This window comes from Chryseobacterium cucumeris (assembly GCF_001593385.1).
Lineage (GTDB): Bacteria > Bacteroidota > Bacteroidia > Flavobacteriales > Weeksellaceae > Chryseobacterium > Chryseobacterium cucumeris.
In genome coordinates this window covers 106,738-131,742 of the sequence record NZ_LUVZ01000047.1, presented here as the reverse complement: position 1 = coordinate 131,742, position 25,005 = coordinate 106,738, and the positions used below count along the sequence as shown (strand labels likewise).

Here is a 25,005-nt window from a genome sequence, read left to right as displayed (position 1 = left end):
TAAATATCCTCTATAATTTGGTCGTCATTTTTTTTCAGAGTAATTTTGCACGAATCTAAAAACAAAAGTAAAATATGTCAACTTATGTAGTTGTAGGTCTTCAGTACGGAGATGAAGGCAAAGGAAAAATCACGGATGTTTTATCAGCAAAATCGGACTATGTAGTACGTTTCCAGGGTGGAGACAACGCTGGTCACACGGTTTATGTGGGTGATGAGAAATTCGTTCTACACCTTCTTCCTTCAGGAGTTCTTCAATGCAAAGGGAAATGTATCATTGCGAACGGAGTAGTGGTAAACCCTAAGTCTTTCATTAAAGAAGTTGGTCAGATCGAGAGCAAAGGCTTGAGAACAGATCACATCTTTATCAGCAGAAGAGCGCATGTCATCATGCCTTACCACATCCTTTTGGATACTTATCGTGAAGAGGAACACGGAGGAACTCAGATCGGAACTACCAAAAAAGGAATCGGACCTTGTTATGAAGATAAAATTGCAAGAGTCGGGATCAGAATGGTAGACCTTTTAAATCCTGAGATTTTAAGAGATAAAATTGAGAAAAACTTAAAGGTTAAGAACTCTCTTTTTGAAAAATATTACGGAAAACCAACGTTAGACGTTGAAGAAATCTACAACGAATATTTAGCAATCGGAAAACAGCTTCAGGACAGAATTGTTGATACTGAACTGGAACTGAACGAAGCAATCAGAGACGGTAAAAACGTTTTATTCGAAGGAGCACAGGCATTAATGCTTGATATTGACTTCGGTACTTATCCATACGTAACTTCATCTTCTCCATCTACAGGAGGTGTTTGTTCAGGAGCAGGTGTTCCGCCAACTTCACTTCAGAACCTTATCGGGGTAGCAAAAGCTTACTGTACAAGAGTAGGAAACGGACCTTTCCCTTCTGAACTGGATAACGAACTGGGTGAAAAAATCAGACAGATCGGGGGTGAATTCGGAGCAACTACAGGTAGACCAAGAAGAACAGGTTGGTTAGACCTTGTTTCCTTAAAGCATGCTTGTATGATCAACGGAATCAACAACCTTGTGATCACTAAGCTTGACGTTCTTACAGGAATTGAGAACCTGAAAGTTGTAACCCATTACAAAACTGAAGACGGAAAAATCATCGATTATTTCACTTCGTCAACAGAAAAGCTATACAACTACGAGCCAATTTACCAGGATTTACCAGGCTGGAGCGAAGATATTACCAAAGCAAGAAGCTATGATGAACTTCCTGATACTGCGCAAAAATACATCGAGTTTATTGAGAAATACTTAGGAATCAACGTATACTTAGTTTCTGTAGGTCCTGAAAGAAGTCAGAACATCATCAGAAAAGAATTATTCTAATATTTCTTAGAACATACAATAAAAAGAGATCATCATTGATGGTCTCTTTTTTTGTTTTTATGAGCCTTGTCAAGTTTTTAAACCTTGATGTGGGTAAGAGGTCATTAAGTTTATTCCTCATTTACTTGAGAAGAAATAACTCCTTTTTCTTCTATAAACTTTTTACTTGTAAATGTTAAAATTTAAACTTTATCATAAAATTTTCTAATATTATGTTGTTTTGATAAAATTTTGGCAGATGTTTTGATATTGAAACACTACTTATCGATAAGAATAATAAAACTAATAATCAAAATTTTTAACAGTTTAAATAGTAGTAGTGATGAAACAACATAACCAAAACCAGGAATTTCGGTTCAACGAGGTCCTGTTCGAGCACCGCAATAAAGACTATGGTGCCTATGTATTAAGAAACGAATCAGATAGAATATTAACCAAAGCGCTTTTTATCGGAGCAAGTTTAATGGCTGCAGTATCCATTACACCGTTTGTGATTTCTGCAATGAAACCTGTGGACGAGCCTGTAGGAACGGTATATGAACTTCCGAGAGTTGTTGAAATTCAGGAGATAGAAAAACCGAAAGATCCGCCGGTACAAATTGTAAAACCAACGCCGCCAGCTCCCGCAGTAAAAACATACGATGAAAGATTGCCAGAGCCTAAAGCAATTGTTACCAATGAAAAACAAGTTGTAGATAAAACGAATGCAGTAGCAAGCACAGAAACATCGGAAGGCAAAGAAGTACCAAATACAACCTATATTCCAATTGTTCCACGTGTTATCGGAGGAGATGGGCCACCCGCTGTAAAGGCTGATCCGGTAGTGGAAAAGACAGATCCTACAATTATTGATAAGGATCCTAGTGTAGAAGCTAGTTTTGCAGGAGGAATAGACTCCTTCAGAAATAAAGTAATGAACAGCTTCGATGGTTCAGGATTTGAATCAGAAGATGTTGTAAAGACGACAGTTACCTTTATTGTAGAAATGGACGGAACGATCTCAGGGGTAAAAGCTAACGGAACCAACGCCGATTTTAATAATGAGGCAATGAGAACAATTAAAATGATTTCCAATAAAGGAAAATGGATCCCTGCCAAAAACAAAAAAGGAGAATACGTAAGAAGTTATTTCAAATTTCCTATCTCCATGAAATTTGAGAATTAATACGGAAAAGTAAATTTCAAATAGTTATCCACAAAGATTTTTTTTTGTGGATAATTTTTTTTATCGTTAAATTGCTTATTAACAATATTTTAACTCAATTTTGATTTTCCCCACTCACCGAGAGCAAAGAAAAAAGTGTATTTTTGAAACTTAAAGTTCTAATAATGGCAAAAATCATAGGTATTGCTAATCAAAAAGGAGGTGTTGGTAAAACTACCACCGCTGTAAATTTGGCAGCAGCATTAGGAGTATTGGAAAAAAGAATATTAATCATTGATGCTGACCCTCAGGCGAATGCAACATCCGGTCTGGGTGTTGAGGATGTTCAGTATTCTACCTATAATCTTCTGGAGCACAGTGCAGATACAAGAGTTTGTATCAAGAGAACTGCAACTCCGAACCTGGATATTATTCCGTCACATATCGATCTGGTAGCAGCGGAAATTGAATTGGTAGACAAGGAAGATCGTGAGTATATGCTGAAAAAAGCGCTGGCAAGTGTAAGAGATGATTATGATTATATTATCATCGACTGTGCACCGAGTTTAGGTCTTATTACCGTCAATGCGCTTACAGCTGCAGACTCTGTAATCATTCCAATCCAGTGTGAGTATTTTGCATTAGAAGGGCTTGGTAAATTGTTGAATACCGTTAAAAATGTTCAGAAAATTCACAATAAAGATCTTGGAATAGAAGGTCTTCTTTTAACCATGTATGACAGCCGATTGAGATTATCCAATCAGGTTGTGGAAGAAGTAAATTTACATTTCCCTGAAATGGTTTTTGAAACCATTATCAGTAGAAACGTAAGATTGAGTGAAGCACCAAGTTTTGGAGAAAGTATCCTGAATTATGATGCAGAAAGTAAGGGAGCTGTTCAGTATATTCAGTTAGCTGAAGAAGTTCTTTTGAAGAATGAAAACTTAATAAAGAATTAAATTAATAATAAATGGCCAACAAGTGAGTGCTAGACATCACTTTTCAAACATCATTTATCAATTATATCTATGAAGGACAAAAAAAGAGCTATGGGACGCGGCTTGGGCGCCATTTTAAGTGCAGAATCCAAAGCAACTATCAATTCCGCTACTGATGAAGGAGCAGATAAGTTTGTGGGAAATATTGTGGAAGTTGCGCTTGAAGATATCTATCCGAACCCAACGCAGCCGAGAACTTATTTTGATGAAAAAGCATTAAACGAACTTGCACAGTCCATTAAAAACTTAGGCGTAATCCAGCCGATTACCCTTAGAAAAGACGGTGAAAAGTTTGAAATCATTTCCGGGGAAAGACGTTACAGGGCAACTAAAATTGCAGGGTTAACAACTATTCCTGCCTATATCCGTTTAGTAAATGACCAGGAGCTTCTTGAGATGGCTCTTGTTGAAAATATCCAGAGAGAAGACCTGGATGCTATCGAAATTGCCCTGACTTATCACAGGCTTCTTGAAGAAATCGGTCTTACTCAGGAAAACCTGAGCCAGAGAATAGGAAAGGACAGAAGTACGATTACCAATTCTATCAGACTGTTAAGATTAAATCCGGATATTCAGAATGCTATCAGAAGCGGTGAGATTTCTGCAGGACACGGAAGAGCAATTATCAGTCTTGAGAGTGAAGAAGATCAGCAGGTTTTATTTGATCTTATTATCAAAGAAAAATTAAACGTTCGTCAGGCTGAACAGGCTGCTGCTGCATTGAAGAACCCGAAGTCTCCTGCTGCCAAAAAAGCAAAAGTGGAGCTTTCCAATAACTATAAAAAAGCCCAGAAGACCATAGCAGATATCTTAGACGTAAAAGTAGAGATCAAATCTTCTGGAAATGGTAAAAAAGGTAAAATTGTTCTGGACTTCAAAAATGAAGAAGAGCTGGAATATATTTTATCCCATATTAAATAAATGAAGAAAATATTTTTCACATTTTTCTTGTGTATCGCTGCAATGGCTTACTCACAAGTAAAACCTATAGATACCGTTCGGATGCAGACTCTTCCGAAAGAAGAACCTCGTGTGGTAAAACCAAGCAAAACAGAAGCAAAGATTATTGAAGATCTTGAAAAAGCGAACGGTCCCACAGCAAAAACCATAAAGCTAAACCCTACCAGAGCGGGATTATATTCCGCAGTTTTACCTGGATTAGGACAGTTTTATAACAAAAAGTACTGGAAAATTCCCATTGTCTGGGGAGCCGTAGGTGCTGGGGTTGGTATTGCCGTATGGAATGATAATCAATACAAAAAATACCGTGAGTATTACGTGGCAAAACTGAATGGAACTCCTAATGAATTTGTAGACAGTCACCCGTGGCTGGACAAAAAAGCTTTAGGTAACGCACAGGACAGAGCCAAAAGACAAAGGGATTATGCCATCGCCATTACAGGGTTGATCTATATCCTGAATATTGTAGATGCTGTAGTAGATGCACACCTTTACGAAAGCCGCCATGATCCGGATTTGGTTTTTAAACCATCGGTTATTCAGGATCAGTATGGCTACAGCGCACCAAAAACAGGATTCAGTTTAAGTTACAGATTTTAAAAGACAATACACCTGCAGAAGTTCTGAGGATCAGATGCAGATTAAAAAATAAAAAGATTATATGAAAATAGCATTAGTCGGTTACGGTAAAATGGGTAAGATCATTGATGAGATCGCACAGAAGAGAGGTCATGAAGTAGTTGCCCGTCTGAAGGAAACCCCAACTGCTGAGAATCTTAATAATCCGGATGTTGTGATTGAATTTTCACTGCCGGAAGTAGCATTTGAAAACATCAAAGCTTGTCTTGAAAATAAAATTCCGGTGATCTGCGGAACAACAGGATGGCTTGACCAAAAAGCTGAAATTGAAAAATTAGCGATAGATAATGATACTGCTTTCCTATATGGTTCTAACTTTAGTTTAGGCGTGAATTTATTCTTTGCTCTCAACGAAAAGCTTGCGGACCTGATGAAGAACGTAGATGAATACTCTTGCCAGCTGGAAGAAATTCACCACATCCACAAGAAAGATGCTCCAAGTGGAACAGCCATTTCCATAGCAGAAGGAATCATTCAAAACAACCCGAAATTCGATGCATGGAAACTGGAAGAAACAGAAGGCAAGCAGCTGGGAATTTTTGCGGTACGCGAAGACGAAGTTCCTGGAACACACAGCGTATATTATAGAAGCGAAGTAGACGAAATCGAGATCAAGCATACCGCTTTCAACAGAAACGGTTTTGCGCTGGGAGCGGTAGTCGCTGCCGAGTGGATTAAAGATAAAAAAGGAAACTTCGCAATGAAAGACGTTTTGGGGCTTTAATTTGTAACAAATTCTGTAAATTGCAGACCAATAAGCAGAAAATGATGAATAGTGAATTGTAACAGCGGACTGCTTTTATCATTTATTACTCATCATTTATCTTTATATCATAAGAATAGGCACAAAAATTTATGAATTATTTTTTAACTTATACAGTATATGTCATCATACTATCCGTGTTGATGGGGATTTCATCTTGGAAACTGTTCAAAAAAATGGGATATAGCCCTTTATTTGCTTTTATCCCTTTCTACAACTATTTCATTATTCTTAAAGAAACAAAACATCCGAAATGGTGGGCAATCCTTTCTTATCTTCCGATAGTAGGACCAATCATGATGTCGGTTTTCCACCTTTACTTAGTGAAGAAGTTCGGCAAAACACTTTTCAAAGATCAGATTCTTACCGTGATTCTGCCGTTTATTTATATGGCGGTCATCAACTATTCTAAAGATGTAGAGTTAGAAGATGAAAATGCAAACGATCTGTTTCTTACGGATGAAGAGAAAAATGATAAGAAGAAAGATACATTCATTGGTTCTATTACCTTTGCCGTAGTCTTTGCTACCATTATTCACGTTTTTGTAACACAGCCTTTCGGGATTCCTACAGGATCTATGGAAAGAACTTTATTGGTAGGTGACTTCCTTTTCGTAAACAAATGGAGTTATGGTTACAGGCTTCCAATGCGTCCGGTAGCAATACCTTTCCTTCAGGGAACTATTATGGATACAGGCCAGAAAGGAAATCCTAAAGATGATCCTAAATCTTATGTAGATGGAGTAAAGCTTCCTTATACAAGAATTTTACAATTCAATAAACCACAGAAAAATGATGTAGTTGTTTTCAACTATCCTCAGGATTCAGTACATACTGCTATTGACAGAAAAGACCCTTACGTAAAAAGATGTGTGGCTACAGCAGGAGATACTTTTGAAATGAGAGCCGGAAGACTTTTCGTTAACGGAAAACCGGAAACTGTTTTAGGAGATCAGGAAGTACAGCACAGATACCTTGTAACGACGGATGCTCAATTAGACATCCCTACTTTATATAAAGCTTATGGATTCTTACCGGTTCAGGAAGTGCAGCAGAATAACGGAGGTTTCCTTTATGGATTTCAGGGTTTAACGGATAAAACGGCTAAAGAAATTAAAGAACTTCCTCACGTTATTGATATGAAGGAAGAAGTTTCACCAAAAGGAGAAGCAGCAGTATATTACAGAGACGAAGCTAAAACTAAAATCGATACGACACAATCTATTTTCCCAATCAATAAACCTTGGAATCAGGATTGGTACGGCCCGGTTAGAATTCCTAAAAAAGGAGATGTAGTAGTGATCAATCAGGAAACACTGCCAATGTACCAGTGGATTATTTCTGAATATGAACACAACAGCTTGGAGAAAAAGAACGGAAAGATCTTCATTAATGGTAAGGAAGCGAATCAGTATACTATTCAGCAGGATTATTATATGATGATTGGTGACAACCGTGATGCTTCATTAGATGCAAGATTCTTTGGTTTCGTTCCGGAAGAAAATATTGTTGGAAAACCAATGTTTACATGGATGAGTCTTCAGGGTGCATTCTCGGACAGCAGCTCTACTTATCAGGCACCATTTAAAATCCGTTGGGAAAGAATGTTCAAAGCTACCAATACAGGAGAAGCCAATAAAACTTCTTACTGGTGGATTGCAGCGATGATCCTGATTTTATTCTTCGGATGGGATTATTTCATGAAATTATTCAGAAAGAAAAAAACTGAAGAATAGTGTTTAAAAGTAAAATATTTAATAGAGTCCTTTTAACAGGCAGCTTTATTGTAACTCTTTTTATTATTGCAAAACTCTCTGGGGTTTTGCAATATGCTTTTGTACCCTTGGCAGGTAATGAACCTACGATCAAAAGAAAGTCATTTATTTTTATGACCAATATCCTTCCTTATGAAAAGTTTAAAATGATTGCTTACAATCAAAATAATTTAGATTATCCCCAAGGTGCCTATGTACAAAGATTAATAGGAACTGAAAATGATGTGATTTTAATTGAGAATGGTGATTTATATGTTAATGGTATATTGATAGATGAATTTAATGTGAAACATTCTTACAAAATAGACAGAGGGTATGTAAATGATCTTCTATCCAAAGGTACTGAAGAAAGTGAAATCTTTCAGATTGATGACAATTATTTCATCACTCAATTAAGCGATAAAGAGCTTAATGATAATTTTTTTCATGAAAGGTTTATAAACCCGAATACCAATCAGGACATTCGTAAAATTTATCATAAAGACTGGAGTGCCGATAATTTTGGTCCGGTAAGAGTTCCAAGTGGAAAATTATTCTTTTTAGGAGATAATCGTAACGCAAGCTTAGATTCCCGTTATTTAGGCTTTGTTGACGAGAAAGATGCTGTAGGAAGAGTGTTTTATCCTAAAAACTAGATTATATTATTATGCAAAATATTTTATTACCGGCATTTTATATGCCTCCAATCTCTTGGTTCTCAGTGTTTTTGAATCCTGAGAATGAAATTGTATTTGAACAGTTTGAAAATTTCCCAAAACAGACGTATAGAAACAGAGCCAATATTTATGGTGCCAACGGAAAATTGTCATTAATAATTCCTATTAACCATAACGGAAAAAGAGAATTCAAAGATGTTGAAATCTCTTACCGTGAAGACTGGAGAACCCTGCACTGGAAATCAATCAAAACAGCATACCAGAGCTCTCCTTATTTCGAATACTATGAAGATAAGTTCAGAAAAATATTTGACCTTAAAGAAAAATTCCTTTTGGATTTTAACCTTAAAGGGATAGAAGTGATCCAACAGATACTGAAAACAGAAAAGGCACACTCTTTGAATGAAGAATATATCAAAAATCCGGAGAGTATTAATTTCAGAGAAAAGTTTTCGGCAAAGCTTCCTTCAGAGTTTCAGATGGAAGAATATTACCAGACATTTTCTGATAAATTAGGATTTTTGGAAGATCTTTCGGTTCTTGACCTTATTTGTAATAAAGGCCCGGAATCATTGGTGTATATAAAAAATATAAAACAATCATATTAGCATACAATCGCTTTTGATGAAATTTTCAGGATAGAAAACATGAAGGTGGCGATTGGAATATGTCTTTAAAAAATTAAATATCAACATATGAAAAAGGTATTATTAGCTGCAGTTTTTTTAGCAGGTTTTAGTTTCTCTTTTGCACAGGAATCTAAAGCTAAAAGTATTGATCCCAACGAAGATAAAGATCTGATGACATGGTATCATAAAGATTTTGCAACTTCGAAAGTATATGGAGTAAATACAGCAAATGCTTATAAATACTTGGAATCTAAAGGACTGAAGCCGAAAACCGTAGTGGTGGGAGTGTTAGACAGTGGAGTACAGGTAGATCATCCCGGATTGGTAAAGAACCTATGGTCAAACCCTAATGAAGTTCCCGGAAATGGTAAAGATGATGATGGAAACGGATATATTGATGATGTACACGGATGGAATTTCATAGGAGGTAAAAACGGTGATATTGATATCGATAATATGGAAGTAACAAGAGTTGTTGCCAAATATAAGCCTATTTTCGAAGGAGATGATTCCACAAAAAATAAAGCCAACCAGGCTAAAATGAAGGATGAGTTTGAGATGTACATGAAAGCCAAAGATATGTTCAATAAAAAAAGTGTTGAGGCAAAACAAAACTTCCAGACCTATTCAATGTTGAACGAGCTGATTCCTAATATGGTAAAGCTGTTAGGAGGTAAGCCTGTAACCGCTGAAACTATTGCTGCAATCAAAGCTCCAACGGATCAGAGAGACGCGATTGCCCTGGATTTTTTAGGCCAGATTTCACAAAGCCCGGAATTCAAAGGAAAATCAGCAGCTGAATTTGAAAAAAAGATGAAGGACGAAATGAAAGAAGCTATCGATCATTTTGCTCCTGCGGCAAAACAATATGACCTTTCATACGATCCGAGAAAAGAAATTGTAGGGGACAACTATGATGACTATTCTGAAAAAATCTACGGAAATAATCATTATGAAGGACCGGATGCAGAACATGGAACCCACGTAGCAGGTATTATTGCAGGGCTTCCACAAGGAAAAGAAGTTCAGTACGGAGTCGCTTCCAAAGTAGCGAAGATCATGTCTGTAAGAACAGTTCCTAATGGTGATGAAAGAGATAAAGACGTTGCGAATGCTATCAGATATGCAGTAGATAACGGTGCGAAAGTATTAAATATGAGCTTTGGAAAACCTGTTTCTCCTGGTAAAAATGTAGTTTGGGATGCTTTTAAATATGCTGAAGATAAAGGAGTTCTTTTAGTAAAGGCTGCAGGTAACGAAAATGAAGATGTAGCAGAACATCTGGCATATCCTACTAACTTTAAAAATGTTACAGACGAAAAACCGTTTGTAAGCAACGTTCTTGTAGTGGGAGCAAGTACCAATAAAAACAATGCCCTGAGAGCGGATTTTTCTAATTACAATAAAAAGATGGTAAACGTTTTTGCCCCGGGAGAAGAAATCTATTCTACCGTTCCTAAAAACGAATATAAATACCTTCAGGGGACTTCTATGGCATCGCCTGTCGTTGCCGGAGGAGCAGCCGTTTTACTGGCTTATATGCCTGATCTGAAACCTTACCAGATTATCGAAGCCCTTGTGAAAAGCAGCAATCCAAGTACAGCAGATGGGTTTGGAGACCAATCTCAGGCTGGTGGAGTTATCGACCTTAAAAAAGCAGCAGAATATGCATATACGAATTTCTACAAAGGGAAACCTTCAGGCACTGCCAAGCCTTCGAAATCCGTAAAAAAGGCTGTTAAAAAATAATTTATCTCCCTCTGTTTAAGGAGAAACCATAAAGAGTCCGAATTTTTTCGGACTTTTTATTTTTTATTTTAAATTTTGGCACGGTTTTTTGTAACTTTATAGTAACAAAATAATAAACAACAAAATGAAAAAGTTACTACTTGCAGGGATGTTGGGAACATCACTTTTTGCAGTTTCGTGTTCCTCTGTTAACAAAGCAGCTACATCTCAAAATCAAAGAGCCGACTTCCTTAAAATGAAAGGAGACTGGCAGATTGTGAGCATAGATTATGATAAAGGTTATAAAATTAAACCTTTTGACGAAGGTGCAGACGCACAGTGCTTCGTAGGAAGTCACTGGAGATTGATTCCTAATAACTGGACAGGAGCGTATACTTTAAACGGTGGTGGAGATTGCCCGGCAATTACACAGCCTATCAAATTTGAAGTAAAAGGCGGTAATACGTTTATGTTTAAAAAAATTGCTTCAGGTACAAAAGCAAAACAGAATACAGCTGGTTACAGCCTTACCATGATCAATCAGAGTACAGATCAGTTTTCACTGGAGCAGGATGTTCCTTTTGAAGGAGGTAATGTAAAAGTAGTTTACAACTTCCAGAGAACAGGAATGAAATAATTTATCAACATAAAAGATCAAAAAAAATGAAATTTACAAAAACATACGTAGGAGCCCTTTTCTTGTCATCAGCATTATTATTGACAAGCTGTGAAGCGGTTCAGAATTCAAATCATCAACAAAGAGGTACAGCAGTAGGTGTTGCTTCAGGAGCAGTACTTGGAGGTATCCTTGGTAACAATGTAGGTAAAGGTGGAAATGGAGCTATCGGAGCTGTATTAGGAGGTATTATCGGTGGTGTTGCAGGTAACGTTATCGGTAACAAAATGGATAAGCAGGCTAAAGATATTAAAGAAACTTTACCAGGAGCTCAGGTAGAAAGGGTAGGAGATGGTATTAAAGTAACCATGAATGAAAGTATTGTTAACTTTGCATTTGATTCTTCAAACCTTACTTCTGTAGCACAGACAAACCTTGATAAATTAGCAGAAGTATTGGCTAATAACCCAGATACCAATATCAATATCTATGGTCACACAGACAGCAAAGGTTCTGATGATTATAACCTTAAACTTTCTCAAAGAAGAGCAGACGCTGTGAAAGCATATTTATCCGGAAAAGGAATTGCATCAAGCAGAATGTTTACAAAAGGTGAAGGTGAAGCAATGCCTGTAGCAAGTAATGATACCGATGAAGGAAGAGCTAAAAACAGAAGAGTGGAGTTTGCTATTACTGCCAATGAAAAAATGATTAACGATGCCAAGCAAGGACAATAGTTAATTTAATATATAAATATTTTCGTAAAAGACCGCCCCGGCGGTTTTTTTTGTATTTTTATGCTAGAAATTTTGAATTTATTATTTTTGTATTTGAAATAACATAAATGAAGAAATATTTAAAACTGCTCCGTGTGGAGCAATGGGTGAAAAACCTTTTTGTATTTGTCCCTCTGTTCTTTTCAGGTAATATTACCAATATAGATCTGCTTCTCAAAAGCATTTTTGCATTTGTTATATTTTCACTTGCAGCAAGTGTTGTCTATATCCTGAATGATTACAATGATATTGAAGCAGACAGAAAGCACCCGGAAAAAAGAAGAAGACCATTAGCGAGTGGAGCTATTTCAAAATCAAAAGCGATAGGAATTCTTATAGGCTTGGTCATTACAGATATTGCTCTTGTATTTTTTACACAGATCTATTTCCACGAGTATCTTTGGAAATTTGCGACCATTGTAGGATTCTATGTGATGATGAATCTTGCCTATACTTTCAGGTTGAAGCATGTTCCTATTATTGATATCTTTATTATTGCCATAGGGTTTGTACTGCGTGTACTGGCTGGAGGTTATATCACCGGAATCAGTATATCACAATGGGCGATTCTCCTGACGTTTGTATTGGCTTTGGTACTGGCTATTGGAAAAAGAAGGGGTGAGCTTATCAATGCCCAGGTTTCAGGAAAAACAAGAAAAGCACTGGATGGCTATAACGTGCAGTTTGCAGATATTGCTTTATCCATTTCTATTACTCTGGCTATTGTCTGCTATCTGATGTTTACACTCTCTCCGGAAGTTCAGGCAAGGTTTCACGAAAGAGTTTTTTATACTGTGATTTTTGTGGTATTCGCGTTGCTAAGATATCTTCAGCAGACACTGGTTTATAACAGAACGGAATCTCCTACAAAAATTGTTTACAGAGACCGCTATATACAGGTTACTTTATTACTTTGGGTAGTGGCATTTTTAATTCAAATTTATTTTAAGAAATGAAACCGAATTTCATACAGAAAGTTACAAACTGGGGAAATTTCCCAATAGTGGAGAAGGAGATGAGATCTGAGGACAGTTTCGGAAGAATAAAAGAATTTGTACTCAGTCACAACGAGGTTATTGCGAGAGGAAACGGGAGATGCTATGGCGATGCTTCGTTGGGAGAATCTATATTTTCAACTAAAAAATTAAATAAATTCATCAATTTTGACCGTTTGAACGGGATCATAGAATGTGAATCCGGAGTGTTGCTTTCAGATGTACTGGAAATAGCAGTTCCACAGGGATACTTTTTATACGTTACTCCAGGGACAAAATTTGTATCAGTAGGAGGAGCTATCGCTTCCGATGTTCATGGAAAAAACCATCATGCAGAAGGATGTTTTTCCGAATATGTGATCGAGTTTAAGCTAATGACTGAGAAAGGTGAAATTATTACCTGTTCCAGAGAAGAGAACTCAGAGAAGTTCTGGGCTACCATCGGTGGAATGGGACTTACAGGAATTATTCTTACCGCGAAATTTAAACTTAAAAATATAGAGTCCGCATACATCCGTCAGGAAAGTATAAAAGCAGACAATCTTGATGAGATATTTAAGCTGTTCGATGAAAGTGAAAACTGGACCTACACTGTTGCATGGATTGATTGTCTTCAGAAAGGAAAAAATATCGGAAGAAGTATTCTCATGAGAGGAGAGCATGCATTTCAGCATGAGCTTCCCCAAAGTTTTTCTAAAACGCCTTTACGGTTAAAGAAAAAACTGCAGCCTACAGTTCCTTTTTATTTTCCGGGATTTGTACTGAATGCCCTTACCGTAAAAATATTCAACTGGTTGTACTATAAAAAACAGTCTAAAAAAGAAGTGAAAAATTTTATCGACTATGAGACGTTTTTCTATCCTTTGGATGCGATCACAGATTGGAATAAGATTTATGGAAAGTCCGGTTTTATACAGTATCAGATGGTCATTCCTAAAGAGACTGGAAAAGAAGGAATGAAAAGAATCCTTGAAACGATTGCCAAAAGCGGAAACGGATCATTCCTGGCAGTTTTAAAACTTTTTGGAAAGAACAATCCGCAGGCTTACAACTCATTCCCTGTGGAAGGGTATACATTGGCTCTTGATTTTAAAGTTAATTCAAAACTGAAAAAACTTGTAGATCAGCTGGATGCGATTGTTCAGGAGTTTGGGGGAAGAATCTATCTTACCAAAGACAGCATGAGCAGATCGTCACTTACCAGTTACCTGAAAAATATTCAAAATCCTAAATTTGTGTCTTTACAGCACAAAAGAATCATAAATAACAATTCATAATGATAGTTCTGGGAAGTACATCTGAAGTGGCACAGGCTTTTGTGGAAAAAGCACTTCAGGAAGGAGAAAAGTTTGAAAAAATCTATCTTTTCACCTCAAATAAAGAAACTACAGAGCGTTTTGCGAGACACATTGATGTAAAGTTTCTGCAGCAGGCGGAAGTTATTGAACTGGATCTTACAAAAGAAATTGATTACAATAGATTTGATTATATCAATTCAAATGTATTATTTTGTGCCGTAGGATATTTAGGGGAAGGAACCGAGGAAGGACTATATGATAACAGAAATACAGAACGTATCATTGATATCAATTATTCAAAACTGGTTCCTGTGATGAATTATTTTGCCCATAAGTTTGAAAGCAGAAGATCAGGAACGATTATCGGGCTTTCATCTGTGGCAGGAGACCGGGGAAGGCAGAGTAATTTTATCTATGGAAGTGCAAAAGCAGCTTTTACTGCTTATCTGAGTGGTTTGAGAAACTATCTTTTTGATAAAAAAGTACACGTTCTTACTATAAAACCAGGGTTTATGGAAACTAAGATGACAGAAGGTCTGCCTTTAAATCCGAAACTGACAGCCACTCCCAAACAGGCTGCTTCCTGTATTTACAAAGCCTTCAAAAAGCAGAGGAATGTGGCATATGTTTTGCCGGTTTGGAGTATTATTATGATGATTATCAGGAATATCCCTGAGTTTATATTCAAGAAATTAAAGCTTTAAAAAATGAAAAAATTGTATTGTTTTGATTTTGACGGAACCCTTACGTATAAAGATACTATGTTTATGTATCTTAAATTTTACGATTCTACAAAATATCGTATACAATTTTTAAGACATGTACCTCTTTTTATCCTGCTGAAGCTGAAACTGGCTGAAACAGAAAAAGTGAAAAAAAGCTTTATAGGTTCTATTTTAAAAGGACAGACCCAAGATAAAATAGAGCAAAAGTCTAAACAATTTTTTGAACAGCATTATCCTAAAATAGTGAGGGAAAATGCATTAGACTTTATAAAAAATATCGATAGGAATAATACACAGAGTTTATTGGTAACCGCTTCATTAGATATCTGGGTGAAACCTTTCGCTGATGAACTGAAAATGGAGCTTGTTTCTACGCGGGCAGAGTTTAAGAACGGAGTTTTCACAGGAAATTTTGTCGGAAAAAACTGTAACGGGAAAGAAAAACTGGTAAGAATTAAAGAGGAAATCAACGATTCTAAATACGATAAAATTATTGCATTTGGTGATACTTCAGGAGATCGGCCAATGTTGAAATGGGCAAATGAGGGACATTACCAATTTTTTCACTAATTTTGGGAGATAAAATTGTAAAAAATGAAAAGCCTGTTAATCGCATGTACAGCAATTTTCATGAGCTGTGCAAGCACTTCATCTCAGAAGTCTTCTCCTGGACAGGGAAATGCTGAACTTATTGTCTCTGAATCCCAGGGAGGGGCAGATACTCCTGGCTTTAGAATTATTAAGGAAGAAAAGGATTTCCGCAATATTATCAGTGGAAGTTTTGGTATCTCAGAAATAGGAAAAGAATCTTATATCAAATATCCGCAGTTTCCGAAAAATAAAAAAGTTGTTTTATACAATTTGGGAACCTTCAGATCTGGTAGCCACAAAATTGAGGAGATTAAAAGTATATCTGTGAAAAATCAGATTCTGTATATAGAAGTTCCGGCTGGTGAACCTTCCGGTGGAATGGAAATTCAGGTGATCTCAAGCCCTTGGTTTATATTTACTGTTCCCACAGATTACAAATTTACCTCTGTAGAATTAAAATATTCAAAATAATAATGGATAAAGTATATTTAGATAATGCCGCAACCACTCCGCTTGCAGAAGAAGTTATAGATGCAATGGTGGGCACAATGAAAATGAATTTCGGAAACCCGTCTTCCACACACAGTTTTGGTCAGGAAGCAAAAATCCTTATTGAAAATGTAAGACGACAGGTTGCAGACTATCTTCATGTAACTCCTGCTGAAATCATTTTCACTTCCTGTGGTACCGAATCAAACAATATGATCATTAAATCCTCGGTAGAACACCTTGGAGTAGAAAGGATCATAAGCTCTCCCCTGGAACATAAATGCGTTTCTGAAAGTATTCTGGATATGAAAAGCAGAAAAGGAGTAGAAGTAAACTATATCCGCCCGAATGAAAAAGGAGATATTGATCTTGCTAAATTGGAAGAACTTTTAAAAGCTTCAGATAAAAAAACATTGGTAAGCTTAATGCATGCCAACAACGAAATTGGGAATATCATCAACCTTAAACAGGTTGCCCAGCTGTGCAAAGAACATCATGCACTTTTCCACTCAGATACGGTCCAGACAATGGCTCATATGAACCTTGACTTCTCTGATATTCCTGTGGATTTTGCATCCTGCAGTGCCCATAAATTTCATGGGCCAAAAGGAGCTGGATTTGCGTTTATCAGAAAAACAACAGGTTTAAAAGGAATTATTACCGGAGGTCCTCAGGAAAGAAGCCTTAGGGCGGGAACTGAAAATGTTTGTGGTATCGTAGGATTAGGAAAAGCATTAGAACTTTCTCTGAATCATATGGAGGAATATACCAACCATATGCAGAGTATAAAGGATTATGCAATTGAAAGACTTTCTGCTGAAATAGAAGGAATTAAATTCAATGGAAGAAGTGCTGAAAAGGACAACAGTCTTTATACAGTTTTAAGTGCTTTATTACCTTATAAAAATCCACTCATAGGACTTCAATTAGATATGAAAGGGATTGCCATCTCTCAGGGAAGTGCATGCTCATCAGGAGCTTCAAAACCTTCAATGGTCATGATGATGGTGCTTTCTGAGGATGAAATGGATCACTGTACTCCATTACGTATCTCGTTCAGCCATATGACGACCAAAGCGGAGATTGATACATTGGTCAATGCATTAAAGGAAATTTCAAGTGATTACACTATAGAAAAAACTAATGTTGAGCATAGATAGGCTTGTGCTCTAAAAAGCGTAATTTTGAATATCCAATAAAGGATTAAAAGAAAATAATATTAATTAAAATAAAAGAAACAAAAATGGCTTTAGAAATTACAGACAGCTCATTTCAGGATACGGTTTTAAAATCAGAAAAACCGGTATTAGTAGACTTCTGGGCAGTATGGTGCGGACCTTGCAGAACTTTAGGACCAATCATCGAAGAAGTAGCATCAGATTTTGAAGGTAAAGCAGTAGTTGGAAAAGTAGATGTAGACAACAACCAGGAGATTTCTATGCAGTATGGTATCAGAAATATTCCTACTGTTCTTATTTTTAAGAATGGAGAAGTAGTAGACAAATTAGTAGGTGTAGCTCCAAAAGAGGTAATTGCTGAAAAATTAAGTGCTCACTTATAAAAAAAATAAGTTTGATAATGAACGCCTTCCAGTATTGGGAGGCATTTTTTTTAAAATAATTTGCAGGTAACAAAAAAAGTTGTAATTTTGCAACCACGAAAAAGAAACGACGTTCTTTAAAATAATGATCCGGTAGTTCAGCTGGTTAGAATGCCGCCCTGTCACGGCGGAGGTCGCGGGTTCGAGTCCCGTCCGGATCGCAGAAGTTTTCTCAATTTACTTTAAAAAAATTGATCCGGTAGTTCAGCTGGTTAGAATGCCGCCCTGTCACGGCGGAGGTCGCGGGTTCGAGTCCCGTCCGGATCGCAGAAGTTTTCTCAATTTCTTTTTTAAAAAATTGATCCGGTAGTTCAGCTGGTTAGAATGCCGCCCTGTCACGGCGGAGGTCGCGGGTTCGAGTCCCGTCCGGATCGCAACTATCAATCAAAGTAGTCAAAATACTGTAAAATACCTATTTTACAGTATTTTTTTTTGGAATATGCGTATTAATTTTAGGTTAAAATATTTTGTGGTACTAGTAATTTATATTTTGAATAAAAATTAACGTATGCTATTAAAAATATTAATAATAATTATTATCTTCGCCTGATAATAAAACCACCAATTGTTGAAATAATGAAAAAGATACTTTAGGTTTATTTGTGTATGGGGAATGTTTTTAAAATCAGGGAGTTAAGATATATACCCAGGTGGTCGGTTTTTCTTATTGATGTTTCAGTCATTTTTTTTTCAATTTTAGTTTCATATTTTCTTCTGAATAGTCTGGAGGTAAAACTTAATTTTACTAAGTATCAAAAGGAAAAGATATTTTCAGTGGTGCTTATTAATATTCTGTGTATAATTCTGTTCAAAACTTATGCAGGAATTATCAGACACTCTACTTTTTTTGACTTTTTTAAAATTGTATGGTCTTCAGGGAGTGCTCTTATTGTCTTGCTTGGACTGAATTTTATGTCAGAACTGATATTGGGCAAACCCGTATTTTTATATCCTGTTCTTTTTTTATTTTTCTTTGTCTCCATTTTTCTGATGTTTTTTTTCAGAATGGCAATCAAAAAGCTTTTCGGTGTCTTAATAGATTCTAAGGATACTCTATCCAAAGCTAGAATTGCTATCGTAGGAGTAGAGGATACTTCCGTGTCATTAGCAAAGGCTATTATTCACAATCCCGATCATCCCTATCAGCTGGCAGGATTTCTCACTGCAAGATCAGATTCTAAAAAAGCAAGGTTGCTTGGATATAAAATTTATAATAAAAAGCAATTTCTTAAGAGTGATACTCTGAAAGAACAATTTGATGCGGTTTTAATCAAAGACGTGATGACAAAGCAAGAGATAGAAGAATGGACTAGCTTTGCATTGGATAAAGGATTGAAAGTATTAAAAGTACCCGTAACCAATATCATAAAAGAGGATGATAAGGTGAGAAGTATCCGTCCTCTTCAGATTGAAGATTTACTGAATCGTCCGACAATTAAAATAGAAAACAATGAGGTAAAATGTTTTCATGTTAGTAAAAATATTCTGGTAACCGGAGGTGCCGGGTCTATAGGAAGTGAGATTGTAAGGCAGGTTGCTCAGCTAAATTCGTCATTGATTGTTGTGGTAGATCAGGCTGAGTCTCCTTTATATGAGTTGCAGCTTGAATTATTAGAAAGATTCCCAAATCAAAGGTTCAAATTTATACTGGCTGATATTTCAAACTATTCCAGAATGGAGAAATTGTTTGATGATTATCAGTTTTCAATAGTTTATCATGCAGCAGCCTACAAGCATGTACCATTAATAGAAGATAATCCACATGAAGCTATTTTTGTCAATATTGGAGGAACTAAAAATGTGGCACTCTTATCGAAAAAATATAATGTAAATCGTTTTGTGATGGTGTCTACAGATAAAGCTGTAAATCCCACCAACGTAATGGGAGCTTCTAAAAGAGCTGCTGAACTTTTTGTACAGTCTCTACAAAATTCTTCGGAGAATACAACAAAATTTATAACAACGCGTTTTGGAAATGTATTAGGTTCCAATGGCTCTGTAATACCACATTTCAAAAAACAAATTGAAAAAGGAGGTCCGGTGACGATTACTCATCCCGATATCATTCGTTATTTTATGACGATTCCTGAAGCCTGCGAATTGGTACTTCAGGCAGGAACAATGGGACAGGGAGGAGAGATTTATGTTTTTGATATGGGTAAACCGGTTAAAATTTTGGATTTAGCGGAAAGAATGATCAAATTATCAGGATATACTCCAGGTATCGATATTAAAATTGATTTTATTGGCTTAAGACCTGGTGAAAAACTATATGAAGAACTTTTAACGAATAATTCTACAACTATTCCTACCCATCATGAGAAAATTATGATATCCAGAGATCCATTGATGAAGTTTGAAGATATAGATATTTTGTGCTCGCAAATTATTCTTTCAGCAATGAATAAAGATAGTTTACAGATTGTAAGAATATTAAAAATAATTGTGCCGGAATTTAAAAGCAATAACTCTGAATTTGAAATTCTTGACAAGATATCTGAACATGAAGCATATGAATGAAATTAAAGAATAAAATACATAAAAAACTGATATAAAATAATAATTTTGCTATTTTAATTCCAAACGGAATGAAAATTGCTAGAGAAAGAATTGATTTAAATATAAAGATTAAATACCTCTCACATTCGTAAACTTCTTATAAATATAGAATACTTATGTGGTTAGTTTTCTTCCTATTAGGTATCTTAAATTAAATTTAGTTCAGATAGATTTTAAATAATAACACAAGTAGACTTAGAATAAACAACATATGAATAAAAAGATTATTACATATATAACATTGTTATCGGTTATTTTGTTATCATGCAGACCGAAGCAGAATATGGTATATATGTCGAAACATAATATGGAAGAGGAAGTTGCGAAAGCAAAATTTCAGGGATTACATATTCAGGAAGGTGACGTGCTGTTAATCCTTGTTTCTGCATTAGATGAAATTGCGGTAAAACCCTTCAATCTTAATACTGCCAATAAAGTTGGAAGTGTAAGCAGTACTGGAGTTAATCAATATGTACAGCCAAGCGAATATCTCGTGAATGAGGAAGGATATATAAACTTCCCGGTATTGGGAGATGTTTTTGCAAAGGGAATGACACAGATACAGCTTAAACAGGACCTAGAAGCCAGGTTGAGAAGATACCTGACAGACCCTTTGGTTACGATTACCCTGAAAAATTTTAATGTAAGCATCTTAGGGGAAGTGAAAAACCCTGGACAGAAAGAAAGTGTTTCCCAAAAGATCAATATTTTCCAAGCTCTTGGTCTTGCAGGTGATATGACAGATTTTGGAGACCGTACCAATGTAAAATTGATCCGTTCCGGAGATGATGGATCAGATCAGGTTATCAACGTTGACCTTACTAGATCAGATATTGTAAATTCACCATACTATTATATGAGGCAGAACGATATATTGTATGTACAGCCGGACAAAAACAAACAGGTTCAGGCCAACTCTAATCCGAACAGAGCCCTTACATTCCAGATTATTGGTGCATTACTGACAGCTGGTACACTTATTATTGCTTTAACTCGAAAATAAAATATGCAGCAGATAGAATTTCAGGAAAGTGAAGAGTCTTTAGATCTTAGAAAGATCATTGGAAAGTATTTAGGCAAATGGCCTTGGTTTATAGCATCTGTATTATTATTTGTAATCGTAGCTTTTGTATATCTTCGGTATGCTATACCTCAATATCAGTCTACCACAACTCTAAAATTTGATAAAAAACAATCGGATCTAAGTGGTGCTTTGATCGATCTTGATAATCTTGGCCTTGGCTTGGGAAATGCAGATGAGCTTAAAAGTGAGGTTGCTGTAGTAAGTTCCAGGCCTATTTTGATGAAGGTTGTCGAAAACCTTAATCTCAATGTACAATATTATAATTCTGGTGAAATAAGGGATTCTGAATTATTCACAAAAATACCTATCGAAGCCAAAATTATATCTTATAAAACTGATATCAAGAAATTTGTTTCATCCGAATATCTTGTGAAGGAAGTCAATGGAAATGATTTCGTTTTAGAGGATAAAGATAAGAAAACAGTAAAAGGCAGTTTCAATAAAAATCTGGCTCTTAATTTCGGAACTGTAGTTCTTCAGAAAGTTCCAGGACTTATCTTTAAGGATAAATATAAAATTGTGTTTTGGAATCCTCTGGAGAAGGTAAAATCTTTGGAAAAAAAGATTCAGGTTGATCTTCCGGATCAGAAAGCGATGCTTATGGACATTAGCATCATAGGAACTGTTCCTGAAAAATCAGAAGCCATTCTTAATGAAGTAACCAAACAGTATAATCTGGATGGGCTAAGAGATAAAAATTTACAAGCTCAAAATACTCAGGAATTTATTGATAAACGATTAGAAGTTATCTCGCGTGATCTTTCCGGAGTTGAAAATCAGAAAGAAGATTTTCAGAACCGTAACCGTATAGTGGACTTGCAGGCACAGGCGCAGTTAGCACTTCAAAATACGACCGACAACACAAAACAACTTCTTCAGCAGCAAACGCAGCTGGATCTCCTTAACTCTCTTCAATCTGAAGCTTCAAAGGGTTCTAATCAACTTATGCCTTCTAATTTAGGATTAAACCCTTCTTTAGAACAGACAATTTCACAATATAATAGTCTTGTTATCAGTAGAAACAAAACTTTGAAGCAGGCAACCAATGAGAACCCTGCGGTAATAGAAATGAATAAAGAAATTTCTTCATTGAAAGAAATTGTAAGAGATAATATAAGCCAGCAAAAGGCTACAATTCAGGCATCTATTGCGCAGATAAACAGTCAGATTTCTGCCAATACAGGAATGATTGAAAAAGTTCCCGGACAATCGAAAGTTTACAGAGGTATCGAACGGCAGCAGAATCTTAAAGAACAGCTTTTCCTTTTCCTTTTACAGAAAAGAGAAGAAAACGCGATCAATCTTTCTGTTAATGTTCCTAAAGCTAAAATTGTAAATCCTGCTTATACGATTGATGGGCCTGTTTCTCCAAAGAAGATTATAATTCTTTTGGCTGCACTTATATTAGGATTGCTTTTACCTGCTGGGGTACTTTATCTTTTCTTTATGTGGGATGATAAAATCTACAACCGTACAGATATTTCAGAAAATTCATCTCTTGGTGTATTGGCAGATATTCCTGCTCTTAAAGATAATCAGCTTCACCTTGTACAGAAAAATGATTTTTCAGAATTGGCTGAAGCATTCAGAATATTGGTTTCCAATCTTAAATTTCTCCTTCCTAAGAAAGACTCGGCGAAAGTTATATTGGTAACTTCTTCAGTGAAAGGAGAAGGAAAAACATTGGTTTCAGTGAATCTCGCTCTGACATTGGGAAGTAAAAACGGAAGATCATTACTAATTGGTTCGGATGTTAGAAATCCGCAGATACAGAGATATGATGATGAGCGTGTTAAGAATGCTGGTCTTACGGAATATTTATATGATGAGACAACAGATATAGAAGATCTTATACATATTTCCGATACCAATCCTGAATGTGATGTAATTTATGCGGGATCTATCCCTCCAAATCCTCAGGAACTTCTTTCCAACGGTCGTTATCAGAAGCTTATCAGTGAGATGTCCTCCCGTTACGAATATATTGTGATTGATTCGGCTCCTCTGATGCTTGTTTCAGATACGTTGAGTATTTCAGATACAGCCGATGCTTCTCTATATGTTGTAAGATCAGGAGTATCAAGAAGAATATTAATAGAGTTTGCAAATAAACTCGTAAAAGAATCAAAAATAAAAAACATGTCTTTTGTAATTAATGATGTTGCTAAAAATGTAGGAGGATATGGCTACGGTTACAACTATGGTTACGGTTACGGGTATACGGCTGATAAGAAGAAAAACTGGTGGCAAAAGCTTTTTAATAAATAATCCATTTATCTTCAAAAATATACATTAAAATAAAGTAAGAACATCACATATAATATGAATATACAGAATAAAATTGGGGTAATCGGACTGGGGTATGTAGGATTACCTCTGGCCCGTTTATTTGCAACAAAATACGCGGTCGTTGGTTTTGATATCAATCACGCCAGAATTGCAGAACTTAACAGCGGAAAAGATTCTACTTTGGAGGTAGAAGATGACGTATTGCAGCCGGTTTTAGTAAAAGAGAACCCATTTTCAGGTTCATCAAAAGGTTTGCTTTGCTCATCTGATCTTGAAGATATTAAAGAGGCTAACATCTATATTGTAACTGTTCCTACACCGGTAGACAAACATAACCGTCCAGATCTAACGCCTTTATATAAAGCGTCTGAAACAGTAGGGAAGGTATTGAAAAAAGGGGATATTGTTATTTATGAATCTACTGTTTATCCCGGAGTTACAGAGGAAGAATGCATTCCTGTACTAGAAAAAGTTTCGGGATTGAAATTTAACGAAGATTTTTTTGCAGGATATTCTCCTGAAAGAATCAACCCAGGAGATAAGGAACGTACAGTAGAGAAAATTTTAAAGGTAACTTCAGGTTCTACACCGGAAATCGGTAAAAAAGTAGACGAGTTATATAAATCTGTAATTGCAGCGGGTACCCATCTGGCACCAACCATCAAAGTAGCTGAAGCATCAAAAGTAATCGAAAATTCACAGCGTGATATCAATATTGCATTTGTAAATGAGCTTGCAAAGATATTTAATCTCTTGAATATCGATACAAATGCCGTTTTGGAAGCTGCAGGAACGAAATGGAATTTCCTGAAATTCAAGCCCGGATTAGTAGGAGGGCACTGCATTGGGGTAGATCCTTTTTATCTTGCCCAGAAAGCACAGGATGTAGGATATTATTCTGAGCTTATCCTTACAGCAAGAAGACTGAATGATTCTATGGGACAGTTTGTAGCTTCCGAGGTGGTAAAAACGATGATTAAGAAAAGAATCAACATTCCGGATGCCAAAGTGCTGAATCTTGGAATCACCTTTAAGGAAAACTGTCCGGATGTAAGAAATACGAAAGCTGCAGATGTTATTAATGCACTGGAAGACTATTCTATCAACGTAACAACGTATGATCCATGGGCGAATCCGGAAGAAGTGATGCATGAATATGGCATTAAATCTACAAATTCTGTGGAAGATGTCAAAGGGAAGTTTGATGCAGTTGTTCTCACAGTTTCTCATGATGAATTCCTGAATATTGATCTTTCCAGTTATTTAAAAGAAGGTGGGGTGATATATGATGTTAAAGGAATTTTAGAGAAATACGATAATCGTTTATAAA

At 36.1% G+C, this 25,005-nt stretch carries 23 protein-coding genes and 3 tRNA genes; all 26 read left to right on the top strand.

What is annotated here, in order from left to right:
• Positions 1-74: 74 nt before the first annotated feature.
• The 26 genes from A1704_RS23520 (at position 75) to A1704_RS23395 (ending at position 25,004) form a co-directional block, all read left to right on the top strand.
• Positions 75-1,361 carry an adenylosuccinate synthase gene (locus tag A1704_RS23520; protein ID WP_062676417.1) on the top strand — a complete coding sequence of 429 codons (1,287 nt, stop codon included), beginning with the start codon at positions 75-77 and terminating at the stop codon, positions 1,359-1,361.
• A gap of 322 nt (positions 1,362-1,683) precedes the next feature.
• Positions 1,684-2,526 (top strand): hypothetical protein, encoded by an 843-nt coding sequence (locus A1704_RS23515; protein WP_062676416.1) that lies wholly within the window; start codon positions 1,684-1,686, stop codon positions 2,524-2,526.
• A 164-nt stretch (positions 2,527-2,690) separates the two neighbouring features.
• Positions 2,691-3,464, top strand: a complete 774-nt coding sequence (locus A1704_RS23510) for a ParA family protein (protein ID WP_002981269.1) — start codon at positions 2,691-2,693, stop codon at positions 3,462-3,464.
• Between the two features lie 69 nt (positions 3,465-3,533).
• The gene (locus tag A1704_RS23505) at positions 3,534-4,424 is read left to right on the top strand and encodes a ParB/RepB/Spo0J family partition protein (protein WP_034697457.1); all 891 of its coding nucleotides are present in this window, start codon (positions 3,534-3,536) and stop codon (positions 4,422-4,424) included.
• Positions 4,425-5,063 (top strand): DUF5683 domain-containing protein, encoded by a 639-nt coding sequence (locus tag A1704_RS23500; protein WP_034697458.1) that lies wholly within the window; start codon positions 4,425-4,427, stop codon positions 5,061-5,063.
• A gap of 61 nt (positions 5,064-5,124) precedes the next feature.
• Positions 5,125-5,826, top strand: coding sequence for a 4-hydroxy-tetrahydrodipicolinate reductase (gene dapB, locus A1704_RS23495; RefSeq protein ID WP_062676415.1), 702 nt, complete (start codon positions 5,125-5,127; stop codon positions 5,824-5,826).
• A 131-nt stretch (positions 5,827-5,957) separates the two neighbouring features.
• On the top strand, positions 5,958-7,601 hold the full coding sequence (gene lepB, locus A1704_RS23490) for a signal peptidase I (RefSeq protein ID WP_062676414.1): 1,644 nt from the start codon (positions 5,958-5,960) through the stop codon (positions 7,599-7,601).
• Positions 7,601-8,275, top strand: a complete 675-nt coding sequence (gene lepB / locus A1704_RS23485) for a signal peptidase I (protein ID WP_202967952.1) — start codon at positions 7,601-7,603, stop codon at positions 8,273-8,275. The genes lepB (A1704_RS23490) and lepB (A1704_RS23485) overlap by 1 nt, the downstream gene beginning before the upstream one ends.
• Before the next feature lie 11 nt (positions 8,276-8,286).
• Complete coding sequence (locus A1704_RS23480; protein WP_062676412.1) at positions 8,287-8,904, top strand: WbqC family protein; 618 nt, start codon at positions 8,287-8,289, stop codon at positions 8,902-8,904.
• 87 nt (positions 8,905-8,991) lie between these two features.
• A complete protein-coding gene (locus A1704_RS23475; protein WP_062676411.1) occupies positions 8,992-10,674 on the top strand; it encodes a S8 family serine peptidase in 1,683 nt (560 codons plus the stop codon).
• 124 nt (positions 10,675-10,798) lie between these two features.
• Positions 10,799-11,290: a lipocalin family protein gene (locus A1704_RS23470; protein WP_047433063.1), complete on the top strand. Its 492-nt coding sequence runs from the start codon at positions 10,799-10,801 to the stop codon at positions 11,288-11,290.
• 26 nt (positions 11,291-11,316) lie between these two features.
• Positions 11,317-12,006: an OmpA family protein gene (locus A1704_RS23465; RefSeq protein ID WP_062676410.1), complete on the top strand. Its 690-nt coding sequence runs from the start codon at positions 11,317-11,319 to the stop codon at positions 12,004-12,006.
• A gap of 107 nt (positions 12,007-12,113) precedes the next feature.
• Positions 12,114-13,001 carry a decaprenyl-phosphate phosphoribosyltransferase gene (locus tag A1704_RS23460; RefSeq protein ID WP_062676409.1) on the top strand — a complete coding sequence of 296 codons (888 nt, stop codon included), beginning with the start codon at positions 12,114-12,116 and terminating at the stop codon, positions 12,999-13,001.
• Positions 12,998-14,317 carry an FAD-binding oxidoreductase gene (locus A1704_RS23455; RefSeq protein ID WP_062676408.1) on the top strand — a complete coding sequence of 440 codons (1,320 nt, stop codon included), beginning with the start codon at positions 12,998-13,000 and terminating at the stop codon, positions 14,315-14,317. Before A1704_RS23460 ends, A1704_RS23455 begins: the two co-directional genes overlap by 4 nt.
• Positions 14,317-15,042, top strand: a complete 726-nt coding sequence (locus A1704_RS23450) for an SDR family NAD(P)-dependent oxidoreductase (protein WP_062676407.1) — start codon at positions 14,317-14,319, stop codon at positions 15,040-15,042. The genes A1704_RS23455 and A1704_RS23450 overlap by 1 nt, the downstream gene beginning before the upstream one ends.
• 3 nt (positions 15,043-15,045) lie before the next feature.
• Entirely contained in the window at positions 15,046-15,633 is a 588-nt protein-coding gene (locus A1704_RS23445; protein WP_062676406.1) for an HAD-IB family hydrolase, read from the top strand.
• A 24-nt stretch (positions 15,634-15,657) separates the two neighbouring features.
• Entirely contained in the window at positions 15,658-16,125 is a 468-nt protein-coding gene (locus A1704_RS23440; protein WP_062676405.1) for a hypothetical protein, read from the top strand.
• Between the two features lie 2 nt (positions 16,126-16,127).
• On the top strand, positions 16,128-17,303 hold the full coding sequence (locus A1704_RS23435; RefSeq protein ID WP_062676404.1) for a cysteine desulfurase family protein: 1,176 nt from the start codon (positions 16,128-16,130) through the stop codon (positions 17,301-17,303).
• Between the two features lie 83 nt (positions 17,304-17,386).
• Complete coding sequence (gene trxA / locus A1704_RS23430; protein ID WP_062676403.1) at positions 17,387-17,704, top strand: thioredoxin; 318 nt, start codon at positions 17,387-17,389, stop codon at positions 17,702-17,704.
• A 126-nt stretch (positions 17,705-17,830) separates the two neighbouring features.
• Positions 17,831-17,904 (top strand) — tRNA-Asp (locus tag A1704_RS23425).
• A 32-nt stretch (positions 17,905-17,936) separates the two neighbouring features.
• Positions 17,937-18,010 (top strand) — tRNA-Asp (locus tag A1704_RS23420).
• Positions 18,011-18,043: 33 nt separating this feature from the next.
• Positions 18,044-18,117: transfer RNA gene (locus A1704_RS23415), tRNA-Asp, on the top strand.
• A 232-nt stretch (positions 18,118-18,349) separates the two neighbouring features.
• On the top strand, positions 18,350-20,263 hold the full coding sequence (locus A1704_RS23410) for a polysaccharide biosynthesis protein (protein ID WP_062676402.1): 1,914 nt from the start codon (positions 18,350-18,352) through the stop codon (positions 20,261-20,263).
• A gap of 331 nt (positions 20,264-20,594) precedes the next feature.
• Complete coding sequence (locus tag A1704_RS23405) at positions 20,595-21,305, top strand: polysaccharide biosynthesis/export family protein (protein WP_238590677.1); 711 nt, start codon at positions 20,595-20,597, stop codon at positions 21,303-21,305.
• A gap of 3 nt (positions 21,306-21,308) precedes the next feature.
• Positions 21,309-23,654: a GumC family protein gene (locus A1704_RS23400; RefSeq protein ID WP_062676400.1), complete on the top strand. Its 2,346-nt coding sequence runs from the start codon at positions 21,309-21,311 to the stop codon at positions 23,652-23,654.
• A 54-nt stretch (positions 23,655-23,708) separates the two neighbouring features.
• Positions 23,709-25,004: a nucleotide sugar dehydrogenase gene (locus A1704_RS23395; RefSeq protein ID WP_062676399.1), complete on the top strand. Its 1,296-nt coding sequence runs from the start codon at positions 23,709-23,711 to the stop codon at positions 25,002-25,004.
• The last annotated feature ends 1 nt before the right edge of the window (position 25,005 follow it).